This is a genomic window from Spirosoma aureum, from assembly GCF_011604685.1.
GTDB lineage: Bacteria > Bacteroidota > Bacteroidia > Cytophagales > Spirosomataceae > Spirosoma > Spirosoma aureum.
In genome coordinates, this window is sequence record NZ_CP050063.1 from 2,328,931 (window position 1) to 2,355,220 (window position 26,290).

Sequence of the window (26,290 nt, forward strand, 5' to 3'; positions counted from 1 at the left end):
GCCTTAAAAACTCATTCTTGGCAGGGGACTTACAGTCTGCGCCGTAAAATCTCCCTGTTCATATTTGAACTGAGCGGCCATGGCAATCATAGCAGCATTGTCGGTACAGTACTCAAAGCGCGGGATAAAAACGTTCCAGTTCTGTTCATTCCCAAGCTGGGTGAGTGCCGAACGCAAACCGCTGTTGGCTGATACTCCTCCCGCAATGGCAATGTCGTGAATCCCGGTTTCGCGGACCGCCCGCTTCAGTTTCGACAGTAACATCTGCACCAGTGTATGTTGGATACTGGCACAAATATCGGCTAGATTTTCCGCGATGAAATCAGGATTTTTCTTGACGTTATCGCGGAGAAAGTACAAAATAGCCGTTTTTATACCACTGAATGAAAAATCCAGACCGGGCATTTCACCCATTGGGAACTTGTAGGCCAGTGGATTACCGGCTTTCGCATATTTGTCGATCAAAGGACCGCCAGGGTAGGGGAGGTTAAGCAATTTAGCCGACTTATCGAAGGCTTCACCAACGGCATCGTCCTGAGTTTGGCCAATAACCTCCATAGTGAGCGGGCTATTGATGCGCACGAGTTGCGTGTGCCCGCCACTGACCGTCAGACACAGGAAGGGAAAGCCCGGTTTCGGACGGGCAATGCCTTCGTGCTGGTCGTCGATGAAATGGGCCAGAACATGAGCCTGCATGTGGTTAACCTCAATGAGCGGAATGTTTAATCCCAGCGCCAGGGCTTTGGCAAAGGATGCACCAACCAGTAATGACCCTAATAAACCAGGTCCTCTCGTGAACGCAATGGCCGACAGCTCCGTTTTGGCTATATTTGCATCAATTAAAGCCCGTTCGACTACGGGGAGAATATGCTGCTGGTGGGCTCGCGAGGCCAGTTCGGGTACAACACCCCCGTATTGTTCGTGAATCAACTGCGTAGCAATGATGTTGGATCTCAACTGTCCGTTGGCTAAAACAGCCGCCGATGTTTCGTCGCAGGAGGATTCAATAGCTAAAATATTCACCGTACAAAACTAATGGATAATGATTCTTGTAGAATATATAATGGAAGTTGCTACTAAACCGTTCCCTCTCTTAGTTGTCAGAGGTAGGAGTATTTTCCAATAATCATTGTACATTAGGCATTTCCGGCCCGAATGCGTCAATTCTTCGCCATATTCCTTAAAACACTGCTCTACCTGCTGCTCACGGTGATCGGCTTGCTGCTAGGCGCTGTGCTGGGTCTGCAAATTCCGGCAGTGCAGACCAGGGTTGTGAGCGAATTGGCTACACGTTTCTCTAAAACACTTCAGTTTCCTGTTGATATTCAGGGTGTTTCGATCAAATGGTTCGATTCGATCACACTCACCGGCGTTCGTATTCGCGATCGTGAAGGGCGGCCCATGATTCGGGTTGGGCGACTCGATGCAGATTATGATCTGCAAAATCTCATCGATTCGTCGGCGCACAACATTCACCTCGACGAAATTGTGTTGTATCGGCCTGATGTCCGGATGATCAAAAATCCGAAAACCGGTGATACCAATCTAGACGAATTTATTGCCCGGATCGAAGAACTGACGTCTGATCCTGCCAAACCCAGTGTTCCGAACCAGAATGTTCCGTTCACGGTCAGTCACATACACCTGGTTGAGGGAGCCTATACGCTCGAAGATCCGCGTGAACCGTTTATGCGAAATCATAAACGATTCGACTACAACCACTTTACGCTGAAAAACCTGACGGCAGAGGTTAGTAATTTTTTAATATTGGGCGATACGATTGCGCTCGACATTAAAGGACTGTCCGGCGTTGACCGGGATTCGCGCTTGTTAATTCGGCAGTTGGATACCCGTTTTCTGTACTGCAATACAAAAATGGAGCTGGCCAGATTGCGCGCTCATATCGGTAACTCGATCATTCGTAACAGCCTGACATTCTTCTATGATCGGCCATCGGCATTCAGTGATTTCAACAGCCGTGTGCTTATGCAGGCCCATTTTCGCGATAGCGAAGTGCAGTCAAAAGATCTGGGTTTCTTTTCGGATTACCTGCGGGAGCTCAACGAAACCTGGTATCTGAGCGGCATTTTTACGGGTACGGTCAATGAGTTTCGGTTGAGTCATACCGATCTGCGTTTTGGACCCGGCGGCCGCAGTCGACTCGCCGGCGATATTGCCTGGAAAGGGCTGCCAGATATGGACCGGACAACGGTCGATTTTGCCTTTACGCCTTCACTGGTTAATATGGCCGATATTCGCCAATATTATCCGGACACGTCGTTCAATCACACGATTCAAAAGCTGGGCACCGTTGGCTTTGACGCCAAGTTTGTCGGTGCATTCGATAATTTCAAGACCAAAGGCACCTTCCGGACGAGCATTGGCACCGTAACGGGCGATCTGGCCCTGAAACTAGCCGACAATTCGGATCAGACTACCTACACGGCCACGCTGAAAAGTGAGAATCTGGAACTCGGTCAGTTGATCGACCAGCCAGACCAATTCGGTAAACTCGACGGAGAAGGTCGTATTATCGGACATGGAACAGATTTGGAACGGGCCAGTATCGACATTGATGGCCGACTGGAGCGGCTGGGCTGGCAGGGATACGATTATCACAATGTGGTGGCGCAGGGTAATTTACAGAAAGCGTTTTTTCATGGCCACGTAAACATGACTGATGCGAATCTGAACTTTTTGGTGGATGGTGAATTCGATCTGCGCGGTCCGAAGAACCGTTATGACCTGCAAGGTACGATTCGACACGCCGACCTGCGCGAGTTAGGGTATATGTCTGACTCACTTGTGGTAAAAACAGATTTAGATGTTAAGCTGGAAGGCAGTAAACTGGATGATATTGTTGGAAATGCCTATTTCCACAATGCCGAGTTGAGTCTTAATAAGCGGAAGCTGAACGTAGGGACACTGTCGTTGCTGTCGTCGATCGAACGCAAAGACTCCATCGGTACGCAGCGTTATTTTGACCTTGATTCTGATTTCCTGACAACCCGCTTGCAGGGTAATTTCCAGCCTCAGCGTACGATTGATGATCTAAAGCGGCTGGCTCGTGAATATGAACTTCATTTTGCAGGAGACGCTGCCGGAATGAAGGCCTATTATCAGCAGAAACAGCGCCAGGCCAGCGCCCTTCGCGCTAAATCAATGGCCCGATACGGTGTCGATTTCCAGTTTGTTTCAAAAGACATTGCACCGTTGCTGACGTTTTTGAGCCCATCGGTATACATAGCTCCGGCGACCCGCCTTGAAGGTCGCTTTATGGTCGACAATACATCCTTTCTGACGGCTAACGTCAAGACCGATTCGCTGCGCTTTAATAAACTGGGGTTCGGGCCGAGCGAGCTTGATCTGACTACGTCCAAATTTACGTATGATGAAGAGGTGCTGGCATCGGCCGTGGTGACTTCACAGCGACAGGCCTTCAGTTCACTGATTCCTACCCGCAACCTTCAGGCTGAAGCTTCCTGGGATGTCGACCACATCAATTTTACCAGTAGTGTCGAACAGACGGGTAGCTCGAATAGGGCCGATCTGAATGGTGAAATGCGTTTCAAAGGCGATGCCATCGACCTGACATTTCATCAATCGAAAGTCAGGGTGCTGGATGGCGACTGGACGCTAAATCCACAAAGTCTTATTCGGAAAGTAGGGGACGAATATACCATTACCAATCTGTCGGTACTCAATAAGAACCAACTAATTCGGGCATCGGGAAAACTCTCGGCCGATTCTGTTCAGCGGCTAAACCTGGAAGCTCAACACTTCCTGCTTCGGTCGCTGAATCCCTTGCTGAATACGGATTTTGGAGGAACGCTCAATGGAACCCTGACGGTGCGCGATGTGTATGCAACGCCCATTATCGAGAGTGAATTTTCGGTTGATACATTGTCGTATCAGAAGGCGCTGGTGGGCGATATGCGTGGTCGGGCTAAGTGGGACCAGGCAACACAGCGACTTAATGTCAATGCTAACCTGAATCGGAACGGGGCCGATGTGCTAACCCTTACCGGAAACTATACGCCCCAGCAAAAGACCAATCCGCTGGCTCTGAAAGCGAATCTTAACAATGCCGATCTGCATATTCTGGAAGCCTTTACGACCGACCTGTTTTCTAACCTGGGCGGTACTGCCAGTGGAATGGTGGCCATTACCGGAACGCCGTCGGCCCCGGTGCTGAACGGTGATGTCGATGTGATTGGTGGTCGCGGCCGTTTCGATTATCTGAAAGCCGATTTTACATTCGATGATAAGATCTATTTTGGCGAGAATGAAATCGTTACCCGCAAGCTGACCTTGCGCGATCCAGACGGCAATACCGCTCAAATACGAGGGGGCGTTTATCACGATGGCTTCCGGTATTTCACGCTGGGATTTGACGCCGACCTGAAAAACTTTCGAATTCTGAATACGGCGGCCAAAGACAACGATATGTTTTATGGGCAGGCGGTTGTGACGGGTAAGGCCGAACTATACGGGCCGCTCAATAATCTGACAATCCGGGCCAACGTTGCCAGTAATAAAGGAACCCGTATTTATATCCCGCTAGATGGTGCCACAACGCTGGCTTCCGACGATCAGATTCGGTTTGTAAACCGCAGCAGCTCACCAGCTAGTCAGACAACTACCAACACGTCGAACAAAATTGGAGCCTCCGACCTTGATTTGTCGCGGATTCAGATGGATTTCAATTTTGACATTACGCCCGATGCATACTGCGAAATCCAGCTGGATCGTCAGACCGGCGACATTATCAAAGCCTATGGACAGGGACGGCTGGCGATGAAGGTGGATACGAAAGGGGATTTCTCGATGACGGGTAACTACGAAATTCAGCGGGGAGAATACACATTCACCTTTCAAAATATAATCAATAAGCGCTTCCAGATTCGACCCAACAGCCGCATGACCTGGACGGGCGATCCCTATGGTGCCTTGCTCGATGTGACAGCCGCTTATACGCAATATACGTCACTATCACCTTTACTGCCTTCATCGAGTACAAGTGCCGATCAAACGCGTCGGTATCCGGTGGATCTCGTCATTAAATTAAATGGCGAGCTAGGCTCACCAGCCATCAGCTATGACCTGGACGTGAAAGAATATCCCGCTTCGTCGGATTTCCGGCAGGCAGTAACGGCGTTTAAATCCCGTATCCAGAGTAACGATCAGGAACTGACCCGACAGGTGAGCAGTGTTCTGCTGTTCAATCAGCTACTGCCCGAAGGAACTAACCTGTTCGATCAGGGACAGGTTAACTCCGGTGTCGCCAACAGTGTAAGTGAATTAATCTCAAATCAGATTAGTCGGCTGGCATCGAACCTGGACGAAAAACTGGATATTGGTGTGTCGATCGGTGGTTTCACCAGTAACAACACGCAGAACGAAAACCTACTTAACAACCTGCAACTCCGGTTCTCTTATCGGCTCCTGAACGACCGTTTACGCATTAGCCGGGATGGCGGGTTTACCTACGGCCAAAGCCAATACAATGCCGCCAGCCTGCTTGGTGAATGGACGCTGGAGTACTTTATCACGCCGGATGGAAAGTTCCGGGCTAAAGTCTACAACCGAAATCAGCAAAGTATTCTTAGTCAATACAGCGTTGGCAGTACCATTACAACGGGTGGTGGGCTGAGTTTTCTTTATACACGCTCCTTTAATCGGTTATTTGGCGGGAAGCGAAACGCCCCCGGTTTAACTCCCGAAAAGCCCAGCGAGCCGACGCCTGCCCCGCCACCTCCGATCACTACCTCCGCGGGAAGCGGCAGAACGGCGTTCTAAGCACGGCATCCACTACTTTCCAGATAGCCTTTAACCAATTTCTTTGGCCAATTCTTGCGTTTCAAATCGTATTCACTTAAGTTTGTTTAAAATTAGTCTAAATAAGAAATTTAGCTAAGATTAATGAAGTGAATTGCTTATTTATCAATAAGCTCCATAAAGTTTGAGACAAGTCATAGGTTAGGTTATGAGAAAAGGGGCTGGCGTTTGACTGGTTCCTTTCTGGCAAACAAATCGGTTATGCAGGAATCACAGTCATTGCTTGCCACAGCCCGCTCCAAACTGGAAAAGTCGCTACTGGCAAAAGGATTACGTCGATCGGGCGAGCGGTTCGCCATTTTGGAAGAGGTGTACTCCCGAAACGACCATTTCGACGCAGAAGAACTATTTCAGGCCATGCACCAGCGATCGTATCCCGTTAGCCGGGCAACGGTCTATAATACACTGGATGTGCTGGTCGATTGCGGGTTGGTTCGGAGACACCATTTCGGCGAGGAGGACAACAGCAAGAGTCGTTATGAAAAGTCGCTGGGGCGGCAACAGCATGCGCATCTGGTCTGTACGGTCTGTCATCGCGTGAAGGAGTTCTGCGATCCCCGTTTGCATCTGATTCAAACAAACGTTGGCAATGCGCTACAGTTTGAGGTCGAATCGCATTCGCTGGTCTTTTACGGGCAATGCACGGATGATGCCTGCGAGACCAAACCAACCGATAGTTCTGCCAATACAGAAGACTCCCGTAAAACGCAGGAATAGTGCGCAGGTGTTAACAAAGTCGTAGGGGTACGGATAATTACATGGTGAGTAGCAGGGGTAAAATTGCCACTTTCGCTCTTTACCTGATAAACTCCCTTGCCTATTCTATGCGAACCTGTCAAACCTACGCGCGGTCGCTCAGTAGCCGATCACATCCTCAACCAACCTATCTTTTACTGAAAAGATACTTTTCCTGGATTATTTACACGCTTTTCCTGGTTAGTTTGCAGCAGCACGCTCTAGCTCAGCGTACGTTTACAAACCCCATAAAACCTTCTGGCCCCGATCCGTGGGTGCTGCAAAAGGACGGCTGGTATTATTACATGAATACTACCGGCAACAATCTGACGCTCTGGCGAACGCATAACATGGCCGACCTGGCCACTGCTGAGAAGAAAGTCGTTTATACTCCTCCCGCCGGGAAGCCTTACTCAAAGGAATTGTGGGCACCCGAAATTCACTCATTCAACGGTCGCTGGTACATCTATTTCTCGGCCGATTCGCTCAACAACCTGTCGCACCGGGTTTGGGTGATCGAGAATGCATCAACCGATCCGATGCAGGGCGAATGGGTCATGAAAGGAAAAATCGGCGACAAAGCTGACCATTGGGAGATAGATATGTCGGTCATTGACTACAAAGGTCAGCTCTACGCGACCTGGTCGGGCTGGGAGGGACCTAAAAACGGGCGGCAGGATATTTACCTGGCCCGACTCAAGAATCCCTGGACAATTGACGGTGACCGGGTTAAAGTTTCGCAGCCCGATCAGCCGTGGGAGATGCATGGCGATGTGCCGCAGGAGTGGCAGAAAAATGGCGAAGTACCCAAAATTTACGTGAATGAAGGGCCAGAGTTTTTAAGCCATAATAACAACCTATTCATCGTGTATTCGGCCAATGCCTGCTGGCTCGACTATTGCCTTGGCCTTCTGACCTATAGCGGCAACGGTGATTTGCTGGACCCGGCGAACTGGACCAAAAGTAAAAGTCCGGTGTTTACGCAGGCACCAGAGAATGGGGTTTGGGCACCCGGTCATGGCGGTTTTTTTCGCTCGGCCGATGGAAAGCAGGACTGGATGATCTATCACGCTAATCCGTCGGCTACCGACGGTTGCGGGAACAAACGCGCCCCGCATATTCAACCCTTTACCTGGAATGCCGATGGGTCACCCAGTTTTGGGAAGCCTGTTGCCAATGTGCCCATTCCAGTACCGGCAGAAAAATAACAGGGAGTGATTGAGGTAAACAGATAATTGAGGTAATTCGCAACAAATGGGCAGGCCAGATCCGTTTTTAACTTGTTTATTCAGTCAAATTACTCAATTATCGATTCGTCAGAACTCCCTAATCACCCATTTACCCAATTACCAAACTAATGCAGAAATTCCTTTTTCTTACGACAGCCGCAGCTATTCTCAGTCTGAATGCCTGTCAGAAAGCCAACAAGAACGAACAAAAAGCGGCAGATTCTATCGCTGTAGCTACTGGTGATACTACCGCCATGATTGATGCTAAACTCCCTGACCCAGCTTCGTTTGCCGGTGAGGCAGATGGCAAAAAAGCCAGCCTCTATATTCTAAAGAACAAAACGATTCAGGTCGCGATCTCCGATTACGGTGCCCGGATTGTTGGCTTGCTCGTACCAGACAAAAACGGGAAAGTAACCGACGTCGCTCCCGGTTTTCTGACCGTTGCTGCCTATGAAAAACCCGATGGGGCTTTCTTTGGCCCTGTTGTAGGCCGATTTGGGAACCGAATTGCCAAGGGTAAATTTACGCTCGATGGCAAGGCATATACACTAGCCCTCAATAACAATGGCAACACATTACATGGCGGTCCAAGCGGTTTTCATAGCCATGTCTGGGATACAAAACAGGTAGACGATAAAACCCTGGAAATGACGTATGTCTCGAAAGATGGAGAGGGTGGTTTTCCCGGAACGGTGACAACCAGCGTTACCTATTCGCTGACCGACGATAATGCACTGAAGCTGGTTTATTCGGCCAAAACAGACAAGGCAACTCCTTACAATCCAACGAGCCATGGTTTCTTCAACCTGAACGGCGAAGGTAGTGGCACGATCAATGATCATCTGGTGATGATCAATGCCGATAAATACTCGGCGGTCGACAAGGGGCTGATTCCACAGGGAGAGCCTGTTTCCGTTGCTGGAACACCCTTCGATTTCCGGAAGCCAACCACCATTGCCGCACGGGTCGATGAAAAAAACGAGCAACTGAGTTTTGGCGGAGGATATGACCATAACTGGGTATTGAACAAACCAAAAGCCGGTGAACTGACTTCAGCTGCCGAAGTGATTGGCGATAAATCGGGCATCAAGATGCAGGTGCTGACAACTGAACCAGCTTTACAGTTCTACGGAGGCAATTTCTTTAAAGGGACAGATATCGGTAAGTATGGCAAACCAATTGTCTATCGGGGTGCCTTTGCCATGGAAACACAGCACTATCCTGACTCACCCAATCACCCGACTTACCCTAACACCATTCTGAAGCCGGGACAGACCTACAGCCAGACGACCGAGTATCGATTTTCGACTGTAAAGTAGCAGTTAGTAGCGATACTTAAATCAATTATTGAAAGCTTCCGCCGATTAGAAATAAACTATCTGATCGATGGAAGCCCAAATAATACTCTCTACTCCTTTTATAACAGAACAACCCTTATTTTCAATTATGAAGCGTTTATTGCTCATACTTTGTCTGTTTAGTGCTGCCATTACCTATGGGCAGAATGCACCCGGCCGATGGTCGGCCGAAAAGGCAAATGCCTGGTACGCCAAAGAACCCTTTCTGGTTGGGTCAAACTATGCACCGGCCAATGCTATCAATGAGCTTGAGATGTTTCAGGCCGACAGTTTCGATCCGGCAACGATCGATAAAGAACTGGCTATGGCCGAGCGTATTGGCATGAACACCATGCGTGTTTTTCTCCATGATTTGCTTTGGAAAGATTCTGCTGGCTTCACCAAACGACTGGATCAGTTCCTGAGTCTGTGCGCTAAACACAAGATCCGGCCAATGCTGGTATTGTTTGATTCCTGCTGGGACCCTTTTCCAAAATTGGGAAAACAGCATGAGCCGGTTCCGGGAATCCACAATTCGGGCTGGTTACAAAGTCCCGGCGCAGCTGCCCTGACCGACGAATCGCAATACCCACGACTGGAGACATACGTAAAAGGTGTAGTTGGCGCTTTTAAGAATGACAAGCGTATTCTGGCATGGGATGTCTGGAATGAGCCCGACAATACCAACGATAATAGTTATGGTAAGAACAACAAGAAGCTCGAACCGGCGAATAAAGTCGCACTGGTGACCAAACTGCTGCCTCGTGTATTTCAGTGGGCCCGGTCGGCCGGGGCAACGCAGCCACTAACATCAGGTGTCTGGATCTATCGTACACCCGCTGACTGGCAGAATCCGGCGAAATGGTCACCAATGGAGAAAATACAGTTTGAGAATTCGGATATCATTACGTTCCACCAATACTCAAATCCAACGGAACTCGAAAAAGTAATTCCGGCGCTAGAGTCGTTTGGCCGCCCTGTTATCTGTACGGAATACATGGCCCGTGGCGTTAATAGTAAGTTCCAGACTCATTTGCCCATTGCTAAAAAAGCCAAAGTGGGTATGATTAACTGGGGGTTTGTTGCGGGTAAAACACAAACGTTCCTGCCCTGGGATAGTTGGCAGAAACCATATGTCAATGGTCGCGAACCAGCCATCTGGTTTCATGAAGTATTCAAACAGGACGGCACTCCTGTTGATCCGGCCGAAGTGGCAGCCATCAAACAGGCAACGGGAAAATAGAAATTGACAGGAATACACTAAAAGTCGGTCGGGCATTTTGTCTGGCCGACTTTTTTTATTGGATTTCGTTCTTCACAATTTGGGCGTGTATGTTATACCTGTGGGGTCTTTGGGCTAACTCCCTTCTTACTGTCAAATTTTTCTACGATGACATGTACGCCACCTCCGCCAAGAAACTCAAAAAACCACTTTGCGAGTAATTCAATTACGTCCATTTCTACCGGCTTGGGCAAAATGAAAAAGAACTCTTTTACCAATTATAGGTGCAACTAGCAATAGGCTACTCTAAGATAGAGGATTGGTCAGACTGGGGCACTATCTAAAACCATATAATTTCTTGTACTCAGAAAATTAATGCTCGTTTAAAAATCCATTTGCCCGATATCGGAGTATATATAATCAATCTTCTAAAGTGCTGTAAACTAGCTGGCTATGGATCTCTATACTTAAGTAAAATCACCAGATTTTTGTTGTGTTTTTTCGCTAAAGTAGCGCAGGGTAAAGCTCATTGCCCGATTGTGCTTCTATGGGTATCTGTTTGTCTTTAGTAACCACTTCAGAGGATTTTTTGCTCATTTTTCACGCTCAAACCCAAACGACAATGCGCACGTTTCCCTTGTTTAGGGGTCAGTTAAGGACTAAAATTCTTAGCTGTGCCTTAGTGCTGCTGGCAACTGCTGGTTTTGCCTCCAGCCACCGCGAAGCCCCGTTGATCTCGAACGATCCACTGGCTGACAATACTGACGTATATGCGTTCAAAAGCCCCGACGACCCGAATACCATCACGATCATTGCTAATTACATTCCTTTTCAGTTGCCCGAAGGCGGACCGAACTATTATAATTTCGGTTCCAATATTCGGTATGAGATCCACATTAAAAACAAAGCAACCACAGCCGGTGACGATATTACCTATCGGTTTACCTTTACCAATACGAACGAAGACCCGACTACGTTCTTCAACATTCGGCTGGGGAAGCAAAACTTAAAAACAACCTACACCTGCGAACGAAGTATCGATGGTGGTAAGACGTATATGACCATCGTTAGCAATGGCATTGTTCCACCAGCTAATATTGGGCCTCGTTCTATCGATACGCCGGGTTTAGGATTGGGTTCTACCTACAACGATTTGATCAAGAATGCAATCGCTCCAGCGAAGACCGGTGAGCAGGTCTTTTGTGGTCCTGCCGATGATCCGTTCTTTGTCGATCTGGCGGGTGCGTTTGATGCGGGCAACTTTCGTCCTGACGGTAACAAAGTTAACCCACCCAAAGATGGGCTGGCTCGCTATAACGTTCATAGCATTGCCCTTAAAATTCCAGTAAGCATTCTACAGAAAGACGGGAAGTCGGTATCGCAGGCGGCCACTATTCTCGATCCTGATTATGTGATCGGGGTGTGGGCCTCTGCTAGCCGACAAATGATCAAAACCCTTTATGCCGCGGGTGATGTTGGCTATGATGGTGGCTGGGTGCAGGTCTCGCGCCTGGGTATGCCGCTCACCAACGAAGCGGTCATTCCGGTGGGCATGAAAGACAAATGGAATTCGGTGACGCCTTATAACGGTAATGATCTTCAGTTTGCCAAATACTTCACCAATCCCGAACTAGCCCTGTACATGGATGATTCCCAGTTTGGTGGAGCCGTTCCTTCATTGAAGGCTTTGCGGATACAATCGAAATCGCTGGGTTCGTTTGACTTCCGCAATGGCAAGCCGGGTCTGTTTGGCCTGAAAGGTAATGCCGCTCTGGATGGTACAGCGCTGGCCGAAGCTGCTTTTGGGAGTGTTCTGCTTCCCGATGCAGCCAGCCCTCGTGCGGTTGACTTATTGCCGATTTTCTATACCGGCGTTCCGAACCTGAAACCCTACCAACTGGCAACGGGTAAGGGCGGTAATCCACTGGCAGCTGGTAAGCCGTTCATTCACAATTTCCTGCCTACGTTGGGCGATATGCTTCGGTTGAACATGGCCGTTCCGGCTACTCCCCGTAACGATCCGAATTTTAGCTCGCTCGGTCTGGTATGGGCTGCGGTCATTGGATTAACGGTTCCGGACTTCATGAATACAAACCTCCAGTTTATTCCGAACATGGATGGTTTCCCGAACGGTCGTCGGCTGGAAGATGACGTGACCACCATTGAATTACAGGCTGTTAGTGGAGTTGTTTTAGCTGCCGTTGGGCTGTGGTATGACGACTTTACGCCGGGTCCAGGCGCAAACCCTGTTACGCCGAATCTGGCGAAAGTACTAGGCTTTAGCGCAGGAGTAACGAAAAATGATACGACGCTCAAGGCTTCATTCCCCTACGTGCAAACTCCGTGGAGAGGTCTTGACTATACGAAAAAGAACCGTTTCTAATCTGCTCATCATTCTTCGGATAAGACAATGAAAAAATTACTTTCCCTATTACTGATGGCAGTATTGACGTATCTGCCCTATAATCAGGTTATTGCTTCGTCGCACCGGGAGGCCCCGCTCATCTCGAATGATCCACTCGCTGACAATACGGACGTTTACGCGTTTAAAAGCCCAACCGATGCGGAAAAGATCGTTCTGATTGCCAACTACATTCCGTTTGAAGATCCATCAGGCGGGCCAAACTGGTATACGTTCGGGCAGAATATCCGGTACGAAATCCACGTTAAAAACAATGCCGCTACGGCCGGAGACGACATTACCTACCGATTTACATTTACGGTTGTTAATGAAGACCCGACTACGTTCTTCAATATTCGGTTAGGGAAGCAAAATCAGAAAGCAACCTACACCTGTGAACGCAGTATTGATGGAGGCAGAACCTTTACGGCCATCGTTACCAACGGTGTAGTGCCACCGGCTAACATCGGCCCGCGCTCGATTGAAGACAAAACGGTTGGATTGGGTGCTGCTAACTATAACGCTCTGGCAACGAAGGCCATTACGACCGCAACATCGGGTGAGCGAATTTTCTGCGGACCAATCGACGATCCGTTCTTTGTCGATCTGGGTGGCGCGTTTGACGTAGGTAACTTCAGACCGAAGGGGCGCGATGGTTTGTCACGCTTTAACTGCCATACCATTGCCATTGAAGTGCCCGTATCGACTCTACAGAAAAGCGGCAAAGCAGTAGCTCAGGCGGCCACTATTCTTGATCCTGATTATGTGATCGGGGTGTGGGCCTCTTCGAGTCGGCAAATGATCAAAACCCTTTATGCTGCGGGCGATGTTGGCTACGACGGCGGTTGGGTGCAGGTTTCGCGTTTGGGTATGCCATTGACCAATGAAGCGGTCATTCCGGTGGGCATGAAAGACAAATGGAATTCGATGACCCCTTATAACGGCAATGACCTTCAGTTTGCCAAATACTTCACCAATCCCGAACTGGCTCTGTACATGGATGACTCCCAGTTTGGTAGTGCCGTTCCCGGATTATCTGCCCTTCGAATACAGTCGAAATCGCTGGGTTCGTTTGACTTCCGCAATGGCAAGCCGGGTCTGTTTGGCCTGAAAGGTAATGCCGCTCTAAATGGAACCGCGCTGTCCGAAGCTGCTTTTGGAAGTGTTCTGTTGCCTGATGCAGCCAGCCCCCGTGCGGTTGACTTATTGCCGATCTTTTACACCGGTGTGCCCAACCTGGCTCCCTATCAACTGGCTACCGGCAAAGGTGGCAATCCACTGGCAGTCGGTAAGCCATTCATTCACAATTTCCTGCCTACGTTGGGCGATATGCTTCGGTTGAACATGGCCGTTCCGGCCACTCCGCGCAACGATGCCAAGTTCAGTTCACTGGGACTGGTTCAGGCGGCTGTTTTAGGCTTAACCGATCCAATGTATGCGAATACAAACCTCCAGTTTATTCCAAACATGGATGGTTTTCCGAACGGTCGTCGGCTGGAAGATGACGTGACCACCATTGAATTACAAGCCGTTGGTGGAGTTGTTTTAGCTGCCGTTGGGTTGTGGTATGACGACTTTACGCCGGGTCCGGGCGCAAATCCTGTTACGCCGAGTCTGGTAAAAGTGCTGAGCTTTAACGCGGGCGTTACAAAGAACGATACCACACTGAAAGGAGCTTTTCCATTCGTGCAGGACCCCTGGCGCGGTTTTCTGGGTAATCCCTACATCGGTCCGGATGCCGACGTGACCAAACCATTGGCCGCAACCGTGCTGAGCTACAACTGCAATACAGGTGATATTACCTTTGGGCGCATTGGGGGCGATCCGAATCGTGTTGTCGAATACCAGGCTGCGGGTGTCGTCAATGGCACCTGGAGTACGAATGTAACCCGCCAGATTGAGGCTGAATTGCGGAAAGATGCGAACAGCAACCGATTCCTCTGGATCTGGGCGCGCTACGTAGGTGATCAGTCTTCGCTGGTAAACTTCATGTATGACTTCCGTACCCCCTGTGGCCAGGCCCGTCAGGGAGCTGCCGAGTTCACCGAACCAATGGCTGTTCGGATCATGGGTAACCCGACCATTGGCGATGAAGTGACGGTAGAAGTGAGTGGCGCATCGGGTCCGGTGCAACTCTATCTCAGCAACAGCCGGGGGCAACGGATTGGTCAACAAACGATCAGTATACCCGGTGCAGTTGAACTCCGGACCGTACGATTGGGCGAGCAACCGGGCGCTTACTTCCTACAGGCAGTGACACCGACGGAGCGCCAGACTGTTAAGATAATTCGTAATTAAGTAAGATGTTTTAGGTGGAGTCAGCCTTCCAGATCTGACTCCACCTATTTAGCACTTCCAATTAAATTGGATTGCTGGTATGGTACCTACCTGGTAGCAATACGCCAGACATAATAAACCGACAACACTCCCAATCTCCCTATCAATCATGCGTTTCAATACAACAATCAACAAGCGAATCCTGTCGGCATGTACGTTGATCTTCGCTGGCTTACTGATCGTCGGATCGTTCAGTTGCACAAACAGCCCCAAAGAAACTACAGCCGCAACTACGGCGGGGCCGAACATGGAAATTCCGGCTCTGTTCGACCGTCGGGGGGAGTTGGCGTCGGCGGTAGAATGGCAGAAGACCAAAGAGAAAGTTGCTGAACTGAAAGAGAAAATTAAAAAAGAACCGGGCGATGTGAAACCTCGTTTACAGATTGCGGTAATTTACCTGTCGGAAGCGCGGATTACAGGCGAGCATCCCTATTATTATCCGGCTATTCTGACCATTCTGGATGGCGTTCTGGCAATGGACCCCAAGAACTTTGAAGCTACGACGTTTAAGTCATCCGTAAAAATGTCTCAGCATCAGTTTGCTGAAGCCCGGGAATTAGCCGAAAAAGCCCGGCAAATTAACCCGAACAATGCCTATGTGTACGGCGTGTTGGTCGATGCCAACGTCGAACTGGGAAATTACGAAGAAGCTGTAGCAATGTCGGATAAGATGCAGGCCCTGAAACCGTCGCTCGAAGCCTACTCGCGCGCTTCCTACCTGCGTGAAATCTATGGAAACTATCCCGGCTCAATTGCCGCTATGAAATTGGCCGTGCAGGCTGGTTTACCCGGATCAGAACCGCAGTGCTGGAGTAAGAATATTCTGGGTCATTTATACGAAACAACCGGCCAGCTCGCGGAAGCCGAAAACCAATATGCTGGTATTCTGATTCTGCGCCCTAGTTATGCGTTTGCGATGGCTGGACAGGCACGGGTCCGCAAAGCGCGCAAAGAATACGACAAAGCGCTGGCTCTCCTCGATAAAGCGGCTGCCATCATGCCTGAGTTCTCCTTCCATGAAGAAATGGCCGAAATCTACGCGTTGCAGGGTGATAAAGAGAAAGCGCAGAAGAAATTTGCCGAAGTGGCTAAAATGCTGGACGAAGATGCCCGTTCGGGTCATGCCGTTGATCTGGAATTATGCAAACTCTACACAAAGTCGGGTCAGTTCGATCTGGCAAAAACGTATGGATTGAAAGAATACCAGAAACGTCCGAAAAATATTGACGTCAATCATGCGCTGGCATGGGTTTATTTCAACCAGAAAGACCTGCCAAAAGCACAGCAACACATAGAAGTGGCCTTGCGTACGGGTAGCAAAGACCCGGAACTGTTGCGACAGGCCGGATCGATCGAACTGGCAATGGGCCATACCGATCAGGGGAATAAATTGATTGCGGCTGCCCGCAAAACAAACCCTAAATTTGCCCTCTAAGTAGAGGTTTTCCTGACTAATATAGCTGGATTAAGAAATTTTGGCTAGTTGTTATATGCTGATCCGTTCATGGTTTGCCATCATCCTGCTCGTCAACTACCTCTGGGTAGTTGGGGCTGGCTGCGTGAACCGCCCGGACGATCAGCATGAATTACTGATGATCCAAACCTCTGGCGAAGATGGGCATTATCAGCAATGCCGGTATCTTCGGATGGATGGCCTTGAGTCGTTTCTGGCCGAATCATTAGCCAGCCGTTACCAGGATGCTCCACAGCATCCACCCAAACACCTGATTTCAGTACTTAACGGTATCGACTCGCATGACGTACTGCCTTCATATTGGTTCCTGCCGGTTTCAGTAGTATATCGGGCCGTCAGTGCACCAATCCTTTACCTTCCTGTTGTTGCGACTGGAGTACGAAGTAAAGTAGATAACCCTCCCTGGAGTGCATAAGACCGGCATTGGGCCTTTGCCGCCGATTAATTTCGACTAGCCGGATTGTCTTATCTCTTCACCGAATGCTATCGGCTACGTAAGTCGCCAGGCATCTCTTTTACTCCATTATATGCCTTACGCTTCTATTTATTCGTCGCTGCTGCCAATGGCAATGCCAGACGATTCTGATAAAAAACTTTCGGCCAGATCACGACCGCTTAAGGTGCTCTTACCCTTCCTGCTGTTCCTGTTCATGGGTGCGCCGGTGTATGCACATCTCGGCGGTATTTCAGGAGTAGTTTACGATCAGGCCACCAATCTGCCGCTACGTGGCGTTACTGTGCAGCTAACGGGTTTAGGTAAAGCTGCACTAACCAATGAGTTAGGACAGTTTCGTTTTGATGGCTTAGTGGCCGCTCCTTATAAAATCGAGATGTCGCATCTTGGCTTTAAAGCGCTGATCATCGACGTAATTGTTCACGATGATAAGGTCACTTTTCTGAAAACGGCGCTTACCAATGCGCCGGTTGAACTGAGCGAAGTGGTCGTATCGTCGCAACGGGCGCACGATCAGCACCTAATCAGTAGCCTTGATATTAAGCTTCGCCCGATCGTTAACTCGCAGGAGATTTTACGACTGGTACCGGGTTTATTTATTGGACAGCATGCAGGCGGAGGGAAGGCGGAACAGATTTTCCTGCGCGGTTTCGACCTCGACCACGGCACCGATATTCGTCTGACAGTCGATGGGATGCCGGTTAACATGGTATCGCACGCTCACGGACAGGGTTATGCCGATCTACATTTTGTTATTCCGGAATTAGTAGAAGGCACCGATTTTAAAAAAGGGACCTATAACACCGAAAAGGGCAATCTGGCGACGGCAGGCTGGGTCGATTTTCGGACGAAAACAGCATTGGATCACTCCTTTGTGAAACTCGAAGCCGGGCAGTATAATACCTATCGCGCTGTGGCCGGTCTGGATTTACTCGGCAAGAAGGGGAGAGCCAAAAATCAGTCGGCCTATCTGGCGTCGGAATATTCATATTCAGATTCCTATTTCGATAATCCGCAGCATTTTAAGCGACTGAACGTAATGGGCAAATACCACGGTCATCTTGCGCTCAACACAAACCTAACCCTGACGGGCTCCACGTTCTGGAGTAAATGGAACCATTCCGGTCAGGTTCCCGGCCGGGCTATCGAATCCGGACTGACTGGTTTCTTTGGTTCTATCGATCCCTCGGAAGGTGGCGAAACCAGCCGAACTAATCTGAATGCGCAACTGGTAACGGTGACACCCCGCAATCATGTCATTAAAAACCAGTTTTTCTACAGTAATTATAATTTTGAACTGTATTCCAACTTTACATTTTTCAAGGAAGACAGCATCAATGGCGATCAGATCCGGCAGAAAGAACACCGCAATCTGTTTGGCTATAATGGCAGTTATTCAACACAGGCTTATGTGGACAAAAGCCGCTGGACCACAACACTGGGCGCGCAATACCGACAGGATATAACTTATCATACTGAACTGTCGCATACCAAAAACCGTATAGAAACGCTGAATCGAATCAAATTCGGAAATATTAACGAGCTCAATGCGGCTGCATATGCCGATGAGCTTATTCAGTTTTCGGATCATTTCACGCTTAATGCCGGGGTTCGTCTGGATTATTTTCGGAGCCAGTATGAAGATTTGCTACCAGTGACAGCAACAACCAAATGGGCGACACAGGCCATTGTATCGCCCAAATTGAATCTGTATTATACGTTCAATCCAGGTCTGCAACTATACCTCAATACGGGAAAAGGCTTTCACTCTAACGACGCTCGTGTGGTGGTTGCTCAGGATGGGAGGCAGATTTTGCCGGGCGCTTATGGTTCCGATCTGGGTGTGATTTTCAAGCCGTTTCCTAAGCTACTGATCAATGCTGCTGCCTGGTATTTATGGCTACAGCAAGAGTTTGTTTATGTCGGTGATGAGGGTGTGGTAGAACCAAGTGGGCGCTCGCGCCGGGAAGGTATCGATGTGTCGATGCGGTATCAGCTTACCAAAAATCTGTATGCAGATGTCGACCTGAATACGGCTAAACCGCGTGCCATAGATGCTGAAACGGGACAGAATTATTTACCGTTAGCGCCAACGTTTACCTCAACGGGCGGTTTATCGCTACAAACCCGTTCAGGCCTGAATGGATCAATTCGGTATCGATACATGGGCGATCGTCCGGCTAATGAAGACAACTCCATTGTCGCAAAAGGGTATTTTGTAACAGACCTACAGGCTAACTATTCAAAGCGTAGCTACAACATTGGCCTGTCTGTACAAAATCTCTTCAACGCGCGCTGGAAAGAAACGCAGTTTGCCACCGAAAGCCGGTTGCAGGGCGAAGCTGCTCCGGTCGATGAGATTCACTTTACGCCGGGTACGCCGTTCTTCGCCCGACTGAGTCTAACCTATTCCTGGTAATCGCTTCTAAATTTTCTGGATGGGATGTTAAGAGAAATAATTGCATCAGTCGAACTATAAAACCTAACGCTGGCTAGGGGTAATTTCATGGAGTGCTGATCAGACGCATCAAGTGACACTCCTGGCCAAACTAAACAGTTGAGTATGTCTTCTTTTGTAACTAGTTCTATTGGTAATTGATGACAAAGCCGTTTGGCGCTAGTGCCACTTAGTAAATATACTTGGTTAATAGGTAATATATATATGTAAATAAATTGATTCTCTTTGGTTTGAATATTATACCTAATTCGAGATTACCTATGATCTTAATGAGATTATTCTAATAGTATTTTATAATATTTACAATAATTGAAAGTAGTAAGCATAACGCCAACTTGACTTGTATTTATACTTAGTCTATTATATTTATCTCTATTAATTCTATGTAATAAGATAAATATTATGAATCCATCTTTACAAACTAAAAAAGAATGGCATAAGGGTAATCAGACGTCTTATGCTACGAATCCATTTGAAACGATTTACACACGCTATGTGAAGAAGGTATATCAAAAATGCCTGTTCATGACGCAAAACAGGTCAATAGCGCAGGATTATACACACGATATCTTTCTGAAAGTGTTTGAGAATATAAAGTCATTTGAGAATCGATCCGCCTTTTCTACCTGGCTTTTTTCCATTTCTCATAATTACTGTATAGACAGAATTAAGGCCAGTCGACGAATCAATCTTGAGTACCTATCCGATAATCTGGGTGAATCGTTGGCTGATCAGGATGAGTCAGGCTTACTTGAATTTCGCCTTCAATATCTTGAAAAAATGATTAATTGTCTGCCAGATAGTGAATTAGAACTGGTTCGGCTTAAATATGAACAAGGCCTATCAATAAAAGCTATTGCTCAGCAATACAATCTTAAAGAGAGTGCTGTCAAAATGCGGTTAAAGCGTACTCGGGATAAATTGAATGGAATGTATAACGAGCCAATGTAGCTTGCTGTGCATACAGAAACTGCCTTCTGGGATTGCTATCGGTATTCTTAAATAGGCAGTTCGGTTCAGATTTCTGTTCCTTCCTCAATTGGTTCGGGCAGGTGTTTGCCGGTCGAGTCGAGCGGGGTTGGGCGAGGACGGCGACGGTAAACGAGGTAGAACAGAGGTGGAATGATCAGGGGCGTAAAAAACAAGGTCGTTGTTAAACCGCCGATGATAACTGTAGCCAGAGGGCGCTGCACATCGGAGCCGATACCGCTCGAAATAGCCGCCGGTACAAGGCCAATAATCGCCACAACCATGATCGCCATTATGGCCCGGAACTGCTCCTGCGCCGTTTCAATCGTGACATCAAGCAACGGTTTGGAGCTAGCCATCAGATTGCGGTTCAGGGCGGATACCAGCAATACGCCCGCCATGACCGATATACCGAAGATAGACACGAATCCAACCCCGGCTGAGACGTTGAAATTATAGCCACGAAGCAGCAGGGCGCCTATGCCACCGGCCAGGGCAAACAACAGGCAGGTGAGAGTCAGCAACGTATCCCGCACGTTGCCGTAGAGCATAAACAGGAATAAAAATACCACAACGATAGTCAGGGGTATGGAGATACTGAGCTGGCCACCAGCACGTTCGAGGTTTTCGTATTGGCCGCCGTAGATAATGCTGTAGCCTTCCGGAATCTTGACATTCTTCCGAACTTTCTGGCTGATTTCCTTCACGAAACCGCCCTGATCGCGACCCCGGATGTTGGTCCGTACGGTAACCATGCGCTTGCCATTGATGCGGTAGATATTGGTTTGCCCCTGCACATAACGAATGTCGGCCAGTTCGTTCATCGGAATCAGCGCCCCCGTTGCCGACGGAACCTGAAGGAGCCGGATCGCGTCGATACTGCCCCGGCTCTCGGGTGTGAAGCGCACGACAATGTCGTATCGTTTCGCTTCGTCATAGATCGTGCCGATGGCTTTGCCGCCAATAGCGGCTTCAATCATGTTTTCAATTTCTGACACATTGATACCATAACGAGCTGCGGCCGGTCTATTTATTTTTATCGCCAACTGGTCCTGAGGGCCTTCCTGCTCGATATTGACAGCAACTGCGCCATTCATCCCTTTAACCAATGCGGCAATACTGTCTGCTTTGGATCGCATAAGCGTCAGGTCATTCCCCACAACGGAGATTGCCAGATCAGCCGCGCTGCCCGTCACAATTTCCATGACCTGATCAATGATCGGCTGACCGGATGAGAAAAACGCGCCAGGGAATGCTTCCTGCAATTCGTTCTGCATCTGGCTCACAATTTCCTTCTTCGAAATGCTGTCGGACCAGGTACTGTAATCCTTCAGGCCAACCAGAATTTCGGTACGGTCGGAGGGAAAGGGGTCTGTACCATCATCATTCCGTCCAGATTGGGTAATGACGAAGCTAACGGGTTTGTATTTGGCAACAATGTCGCGGATTTTAGGTGCAATTTTGGCGTTTTCCTGAATTGTGATCCCCGATGGCATAAACGCCCGCATGAAAATAGAGCCTTCATCGAGTTCAGGAAGGAACTCAGTGCCAAGCTTTATGCCAAAACCAATCATCACCAGTACAACCGCCATACCAACCCCGACCACCAATCGGGGAGCCCGGAATAAAGTCGAGTGCAATAGCCACTGATACCCTTTTTCTAAGGGCGACAGCAGGAAGTTTTTGTGTTCCTTTAACGGCTTGCCACCGGGAGCCAGGGCTTTTCGGAACGCAAACGAAATCAGCACCGGTATAACAGTCAGCGCGCAAAGAAGCGAGCCTATTACGGCAAACGATAAGGTTAATGCCATCGGGCTAAAAAGCTTTCCTTCAACCCGTTGCATGAGCAGGATGGGCATGTAGGCCAGAATGATAATGGTGACCGAGAAGAAAATTTCCCGCGCCACCTCACCGGCCGACCGCGCGGTAAGATTCACAATGCCCTGGTTTTGTTCGGCAGGTCCCGATGCGCGGTAGCGTCGGATCAGGTGCTCGGCCATAACACTGGCACCGTCGACAATGATACCAAAATCAATCGCCCCCAGCGACAACAGGTTGGCCGGAATGCCCACCAGTTTCATGAGGATAAAAGCAAACAACAGCGAAAACGGAATTGTGACCGTAACCACCAGCGCGGCCCGAAGGCTCCCCAGAAACAATACGAGTAGAATAACGACAATCGAAATGCCTTCGATGAGCGTATGGGCAACGGTTTCGAGTGAGTGATCGATCAGGAAGCCGCGGTCATACAGTACGCGCAGATGAACGCCTTTGGGCAATTCACGCGCTTCGAGATCCGCGATTTTTTCCTTCAGCAATTCCAGCACTTCGCTCGGGTTTTCGCCCCGGCGCAGCAGAACGATACCTTCCGTATATCCGATTACGTCCAGATTTTCGTCGGGAATCCGATACCCCAGAATACCGGATGGCGACGGAGGATTGATTTCGACGCTGGCTACGTCGCGGACAAGTACCGGAACGCCCTCGTTGGTTTTCAGGACAATATTCTGAACATCTTCCGGTGATTTCAGCGCACCCAGACCCCGTACGGCAAATCCCTGACCTCCTCGGGCAATGATGTTGCCCCCTGTGTTCTGGTTATTTTTCTGGAGGGCTTCAATGACTTCCTGTAACGTCAGGCTGTACTTGCGTAGTTTGGCCGGGTCCGGAATAACCTGGTATTGCTTGATTGGTCCGCCAAACGTTGTTACATCGGCCAGGCCGGGTACCTGCAATAGCTGCGGAATAATGGTCCAGTCCTGTAAATCACGCAGTTGCATGGGCGTCATGCTGGCCGGCGCTTCAATAACGTAGCGGTAGATCTCACCCACGGCCGTTGTAAGTGGAGCCAGTTCAGGTTCGACGCCATCCGGCAGTTGAGCGCCACTCAGCCGTTCAATGATCTGTTGTCGGGCAAAGTAATCTGTAACGGTTTCATCGAAGTTCAACTGAACGACCGACAGGCCGAAAATGGTGCGGGAGCGTCTGTCCGTAACGTGGGGAACATTGTTCAGTACCCGTTCGATCGGGATCGTGACCTGTTGCTCGACTTCCTCAGCCGCACGACCGTCATATTTGGCAATGATAATGACGTTTGTATCGGCAATATCGGGGTAAGCTTCAATCTTCAGCAGCTTGAAGCACCAGAGCCCCAATCCCATGACAGCGATCGCCAGACCAACCACGATCCAGCGATTTTTGAGGGAAAATGTTATTAGTTTCTGAATCATAGTAGAGGACCCGGGCAGTTAGCTATCGGATACTGAATTATCGGAATTAAACTCAGTGTCCAGCGTCTGTCCTTTCAGATCTTAATGGTTAATAGCCAAAACTCAATCCCTTCAATTGGAGTGTATTCTCTACCGTAACCGGCTCGTTTTCGCGCAGGCCGCCAAGAACAACCACCAGATCTTTGCGTTGCTGGCCAAGCTGCACTTCCCGACGTTCAATAACTTGTGGACCCGTTTTTACAAAGACATAATCGCGACCCTGCACGGTTACCACAGCGTCTCGCGATACGGTCATGAATTTACCTTCTGTAACACCGAAGCCCACCGTTGCGAACATCCCTGCCTTAAGTCGACCATCGGGGTTCGCGACCGAAATGCGCAGTTTAATCTGGCGGGTTGTATTGTCTACGTAATCGTTTACATTGTCGATCCGACCGACAAAACGATCGTTGGGGAAGGAAGTAAAGTTGAGTGTACAGGGTAGCCCTTTTGTGATGATACCAAACTGATTTTCAGGGATTTCACAAACGACCAGAATTGTATTTGGCCGGGCACGGCGTAATTCTTCGGGATCGAAGCCCGCAAGTTTCAGAGTGGCTTCGTCAGAAATGATGGCTGCCTCTTCGTTGGCCAGCTGCGTCTGAGCTTCGATCACTTCTTTACCAGATGCAGCACCGTGAGCCTGTAAATCTTTCACCCGGTCGAGGTTACCCCGTTGGGTCTGGATGTTTATTCGGTGCTGCAAAATGGCGGTATAATTATCCGACAGGCCCGGATCATCGAACAGTACTAAACGCTCCGCGGGATTTTCGGTTGATTTCAATACCATAGCCGCTACGTGGCCCGGAGCCGAAAAGTCGGTCCGAATTACTTCTGAATGAGCGGGTTGTGTGGTGAAAGAGCGCATCATAATCGCATCCGGAAAGGCAATGCGGCCGCCGTCTGTGCTCACCGTTGGACGTGGTATCGACTTGACAACGGGCTTGGGTTTGCTTTTGCAGCCAGCCATCAGGACGATGAGCGCGAAAAGGATATGATAAAATTTCATTTTAGTAGGAATTGATTTGCCCGGTCGCATATAGCAATCGAACGTAGTTCTGACGGTAGGTATAGAGAGTCTGGTAGTAAGCCGTTTGGGTATCGAACCAGGAACTTTGCGCCTGTAAAAGATCGATCAGGGTAGTGGCTCCCCGCAGATAGGCATACCGTACCGAAGCGAGCACCTGATCGGCATCGCGCCGTATGGCAGTGTATCGATCTACGTTCTGGCGGCTGGTTACGAATGATTGATAGGATGTCTGGACTTCAGATCGGATTCGTGCCTGTACTAAAGCGGCAGCTTGCCCGGCCTGCTCCTGCAACACCCGCGATTTTTGTATCTCGCCCTGATTTCGACTGTAGACGGGTAATTCAATGGTCAGGAAGACACCTGCATAAGGGATGGCGTTCTGTGGGTTCCAGATTAGGCCGGCTTCATTCCGGGGCTTGGCCAGAACCTGTTGTAGATCTACATTGCGTCGGGCCGTTTCGAGGTTTGCCTCCGCGACTTTTACATCCGTTCGGGTTGTCGTAGCCAGCCGCAGCAGACTATCGGCGCTGGCATTTACTGTCGGGAAAAAGCCAAGTGGGTTGATAACCGTTGCACTGACAATCGAGTCGTTCATCGCAACATTGATGCTATCGGTCGTTGCCAGCACAAGCCGTAATTCGTTCAGCCGGTTGAGCAGATCCTGTTGAGCGGTGCGGGTCTGAATCTCATACTGATCTGAGATGAGTTGCGTACGAGTCAGATCCGTATTACTGATGACCAGGTTTTTTAACCGTACTTTATTCAACTGAACCAGTGTATCGACATTTGCCTTGGCACGTTGCAGCAGTGAAAGCTGAATTCGGGCATACCAGGCATCCAGAAATCGATTTGCAGCATCGAAAAGCAGGTTTCGCTCGGTTTCGGCTACACTCTGGGTAGCTAGATTGGTGCTTGCTTCGGCAAAGCGGCTGCGGTATTGCCGTTTATTGTAAATGTCAAATTCTTTCGTTGCCTGAAGCCAGAACTGTCGACGTTGTCGGCCGAATGGACCTACCGCTTCGGCACCGGGTGTTGGCGTCAATTGAATCAGCGTCTGATTGTTCAGAACGGGGTTTGGACGCAGATTGGCCGTGGTCTGATCGGCTTGAGCAGCGCTTATGTTCAGACGCTCAACCCGTAAGGCAGGGCTATTGGCACGAACTTGCTGCAAAGCCTGGCGTAACGTTAGGGGAGCCTGGGCCAAAACCCCCAGACTTGTATAACCCATGCACAGTAGGCAGTATAGGATTCTTTTTACCAGCATTCGATCGAAAGTGAACTTAGCAAAGTAACAACGCTCATCAGCTAAAACAGGCAAAACATCAATTAAAAGGTTGTTAAATGTACTTACTACTATTTCGAAGAATTGCTCATAATGTAAACGTTAACACAGGATGCAATTGAAATCGATAGCTTACCGATCAGATGCAGTTAGCTATACACTGACTAATGGCATTTTTTTGCTCACTAATGATTAAGTTGTAAGCCAAATCCAGCCTGCAATTGGTCCGTAGTGCTGTTAAGGGCAAGGTTT

General features: G+C 49.1%; 15 protein-coding genes. 11 read left to right on the forward strand and 4 right to left on the reverse strand.

Annotated elements, in window-relative coordinates:
• Window positions 1–3: 3 nt before the first annotated feature.
• Window positions 4–1,023 (reverse strand): tRNA (adenosine(37)-N6)-threonylcarbamoyltransferase complex transferase subunit TsaD, encoded by a 1,020-nt coding sequence (tsaD, locus tag G8759_RS09320; protein WP_167207279.1) that lies wholly within the window; start codon window positions 1,021–1,023, stop codon window positions 4–6.
• A gap of 132 nt (window positions 1,024–1,155) precedes the next feature.
• Between tsaD and G8759_RS09325 the strand changes: the two genes are divergently transcribed.
• The 11 genes from G8759_RS09325 (at window position 1,156) to G8759_RS09375 (ending at window position 20,439) form a co-directional block, all read left to right on the forward strand.
• On the forward strand, window positions 1,156–5,799 hold the full coding sequence (locus tag G8759_RS09325) for a translocation/assembly module TamB domain-containing protein (protein ID WP_167207281.1): 4,644 nt from the start codon (window positions 1,156–1,158) through the stop codon (window positions 5,797–5,799).
• Between the two features lie 240 nt (window positions 5,800–6,039).
• Complete coding sequence (locus tag G8759_RS09330) at window positions 6,040–6,555, forward strand: Fur family transcriptional regulator (RefSeq protein WP_167207283.1); 516 nt, start codon at window positions 6,040–6,042, stop codon at window positions 6,553–6,555.
• Window positions 6,556–6,662: 107 nt separating this feature from the next.
• Entirely contained in the window at window positions 6,663–7,781 is a 1,119-nt protein-coding gene (locus G8759_RS09335; RefSeq protein WP_167207284.1) for a glycoside hydrolase family 43 protein, read from the forward strand.
• Window positions 7,782–7,930: 149 nt separating this feature from the next.
• Window positions 7,931–9,124: an aldose epimerase family protein gene (locus tag G8759_RS09340; protein WP_167207286.1), complete on the forward strand. Its 1,194-nt coding sequence runs from the start codon at window positions 7,931–7,933 to the stop codon at window positions 9,122–9,124.
• A gap of 127 nt (window positions 9,125–9,251) precedes the next feature.
• Window positions 9,252–10,385 carry a cellulase family glycosylhydrolase gene (locus tag G8759_RS09345; RefSeq protein ID WP_167207289.1) on the forward strand — a complete coding sequence of 378 codons (1,134 nt, stop codon included), beginning with the start codon at window positions 9,252–9,254 and terminating at the stop codon, window positions 10,383–10,385.
• Between the two features lie 601 nt (window positions 10,386–10,986).
• The gene (locus G8759_RS09350; RefSeq protein ID WP_167207291.1) at window positions 10,987–12,747 is read left to right on the forward strand and encodes a DUF4331 domain-containing protein; all 1,761 of its coding nucleotides are present in this window, start codon (window positions 10,987–10,989) and stop codon (window positions 12,745–12,747) included.
• A 54-nt stretch (window positions 12,748–12,801) separates the two neighbouring features.
• Window positions 12,802–15,063, forward strand: coding sequence for a DUF4331 family protein (locus G8759_RS09355; RefSeq protein ID WP_167218826.1), 2,262 nt, complete (start codon window positions 12,802–12,804; stop codon window positions 15,061–15,063).
• Window positions 15,064–15,211: 148 nt separating this feature from the next.
• Window positions 15,212–16,537, forward strand: coding sequence for a tetratricopeptide repeat protein (locus G8759_RS09360; protein ID WP_232074187.1), 1,326 nt, complete (start codon window positions 15,212–15,214; stop codon window positions 16,535–16,537).
• A 55-nt stretch (window positions 16,538–16,592) separates the two neighbouring features.
• Window positions 16,593–16,991 (forward strand): hypothetical protein, encoded by a 399-nt coding sequence (locus G8759_RS09365; protein WP_167207293.1) that lies wholly within the window; start codon window positions 16,593–16,595, stop codon window positions 16,989–16,991.
• A 235-nt stretch (window positions 16,992–17,226) separates the two neighbouring features.
• Window positions 17,227–19,449 carry a TonB-dependent receptor gene (locus tag G8759_RS09370; protein ID WP_167218830.1) on the forward strand — a complete coding sequence of 741 codons (2,223 nt, stop codon included), beginning with the start codon at window positions 17,227–17,229 and terminating at the stop codon, window positions 19,447–19,449.
• A 441-nt stretch (window positions 19,450–19,890) separates the two neighbouring features.
• Window positions 19,891–20,439, forward strand: a complete 549-nt coding sequence (locus G8759_RS09375) for an RNA polymerase sigma factor (protein WP_167207295.1) — start codon at window positions 19,891–19,893, stop codon at window positions 20,437–20,439.
• Window positions 20,440–20,504: 65 nt separating this feature from the next.
• Here the strand turns inward: G8759_RS09375 and G8759_RS09380 are convergent, their stop codons facing one another.
• From G8759_RS09380 to G8759_RS09390, 3 genes are all read right to left on the reverse strand, one after another.
• Entirely contained in the window at window positions 20,505–23,687 is a 3,183-nt protein-coding gene (locus G8759_RS09380) for an efflux RND transporter permease subunit (protein WP_167207297.1), read from the reverse strand.
• A gap of 88 nt (window positions 23,688–23,775) precedes the next feature.
• Window positions 23,776–24,735, reverse strand: a complete 960-nt coding sequence (locus G8759_RS09385; protein WP_167207299.1) for an efflux RND transporter periplasmic adaptor subunit — start codon at window positions 24,733–24,735, stop codon at window positions 23,776–23,778.
• 1 nt (window position 24,736) lies between these two features.
• On the reverse strand, window positions 24,737–25,984 hold the full coding sequence (locus tag G8759_RS09390) for a TolC family protein (protein WP_232074188.1): 1,248 nt from the start codon (window positions 25,982–25,984) through the stop codon (window positions 24,737–24,739).
• Between the last annotated feature and the right edge of the window lie 306 nt (window positions 25,985–26,290).

Coding starts and splice junctions, on each gene's coding strand:
- G8759_RS09325 (WP_167207281.1), top strand. CDS start 1,156: ATGCGTCAATTCTTCGCCATATTCCTTAAAACACTGCTCTACCTGCTG.
- G8759_RS09330 (WP_167207283.1), top strand. CDS start 6,040: ATGCAGGAATCACAGTCATTGCTTGCCACAGCCCGCTCCAAACTGGAA.
- G8759_RS09335 (WP_167207284.1), top strand. CDS start 6,663: ATGCGAACCTGTCAAACCTACGCGCGGTCGCTCAGTAGCCGATCACAT.
- G8759_RS09340 (WP_167207286.1), top strand. CDS start 7,931: ATGCAGAAATTCCTTTTTCTTACGACAGCCGCAGCTATTCTCAGTCTG.
- G8759_RS09345 (WP_167207289.1), top strand. CDS start 9,252: ATGAAGCGTTTATTGCTCATACTTTGTCTGTTTAGTGCTGCCATTACC.
- G8759_RS09350 (WP_167207291.1), top strand. CDS start 10,987: ATGCGCACGTTTCCCTTGTTTAGGGGTCAGTTAAGGACTAAAATTCTT.
- G8759_RS09355 (WP_167218826.1), top strand. CDS start 12,802: ATGGCAGTATTGACGTATCTGCCCTATAATCAGGTTATTGCTTCGTCG.
- G8759_RS09360 (WP_232074187.1), top strand. CDS start 15,212: ATGCGTTTCAATACAACAATCAACAAGCGAATCCTGTCGGCATGTACG.
- G8759_RS09365 (WP_167207293.1), top strand. CDS start 16,593: ATGCTGATCCGTTCATGGTTTGCCATCATCCTGCTCGTCAACTACCTC.
- G8759_RS09370 (WP_167218830.1), top strand. CDS start 17,227: ATGGGTGCGCCGGTGTATGCACATCTCGGCGGTATTTCAGGAGTAGTT.
- G8759_RS09375 (WP_167207295.1), top strand. CDS start 19,891: ATGAATCCATCTTTACAAACTAAAAAAGAATGGCATAAGGGTAATCAG.
- G8759_RS09380 (WP_167207297.1), bottom strand. CDS start 23,687: ATGATTCAGAAACTAATAACATTTTCCCTCAAAAATCGCTGGATCGTG.
- G8759_RS09385 (WP_167207299.1), bottom strand. CDS start 24,735: ATGAAATTTTATCATATCCTTTTCGCGCTCATCGTCCTGATGGCTGGC.
- G8759_RS09390 (WP_232074188.1), bottom strand. CDS start 25,984: ATGGGTTATACAAGTCTGGGGGTTTTGGCCCAGGCTCCCCTAACGTTA.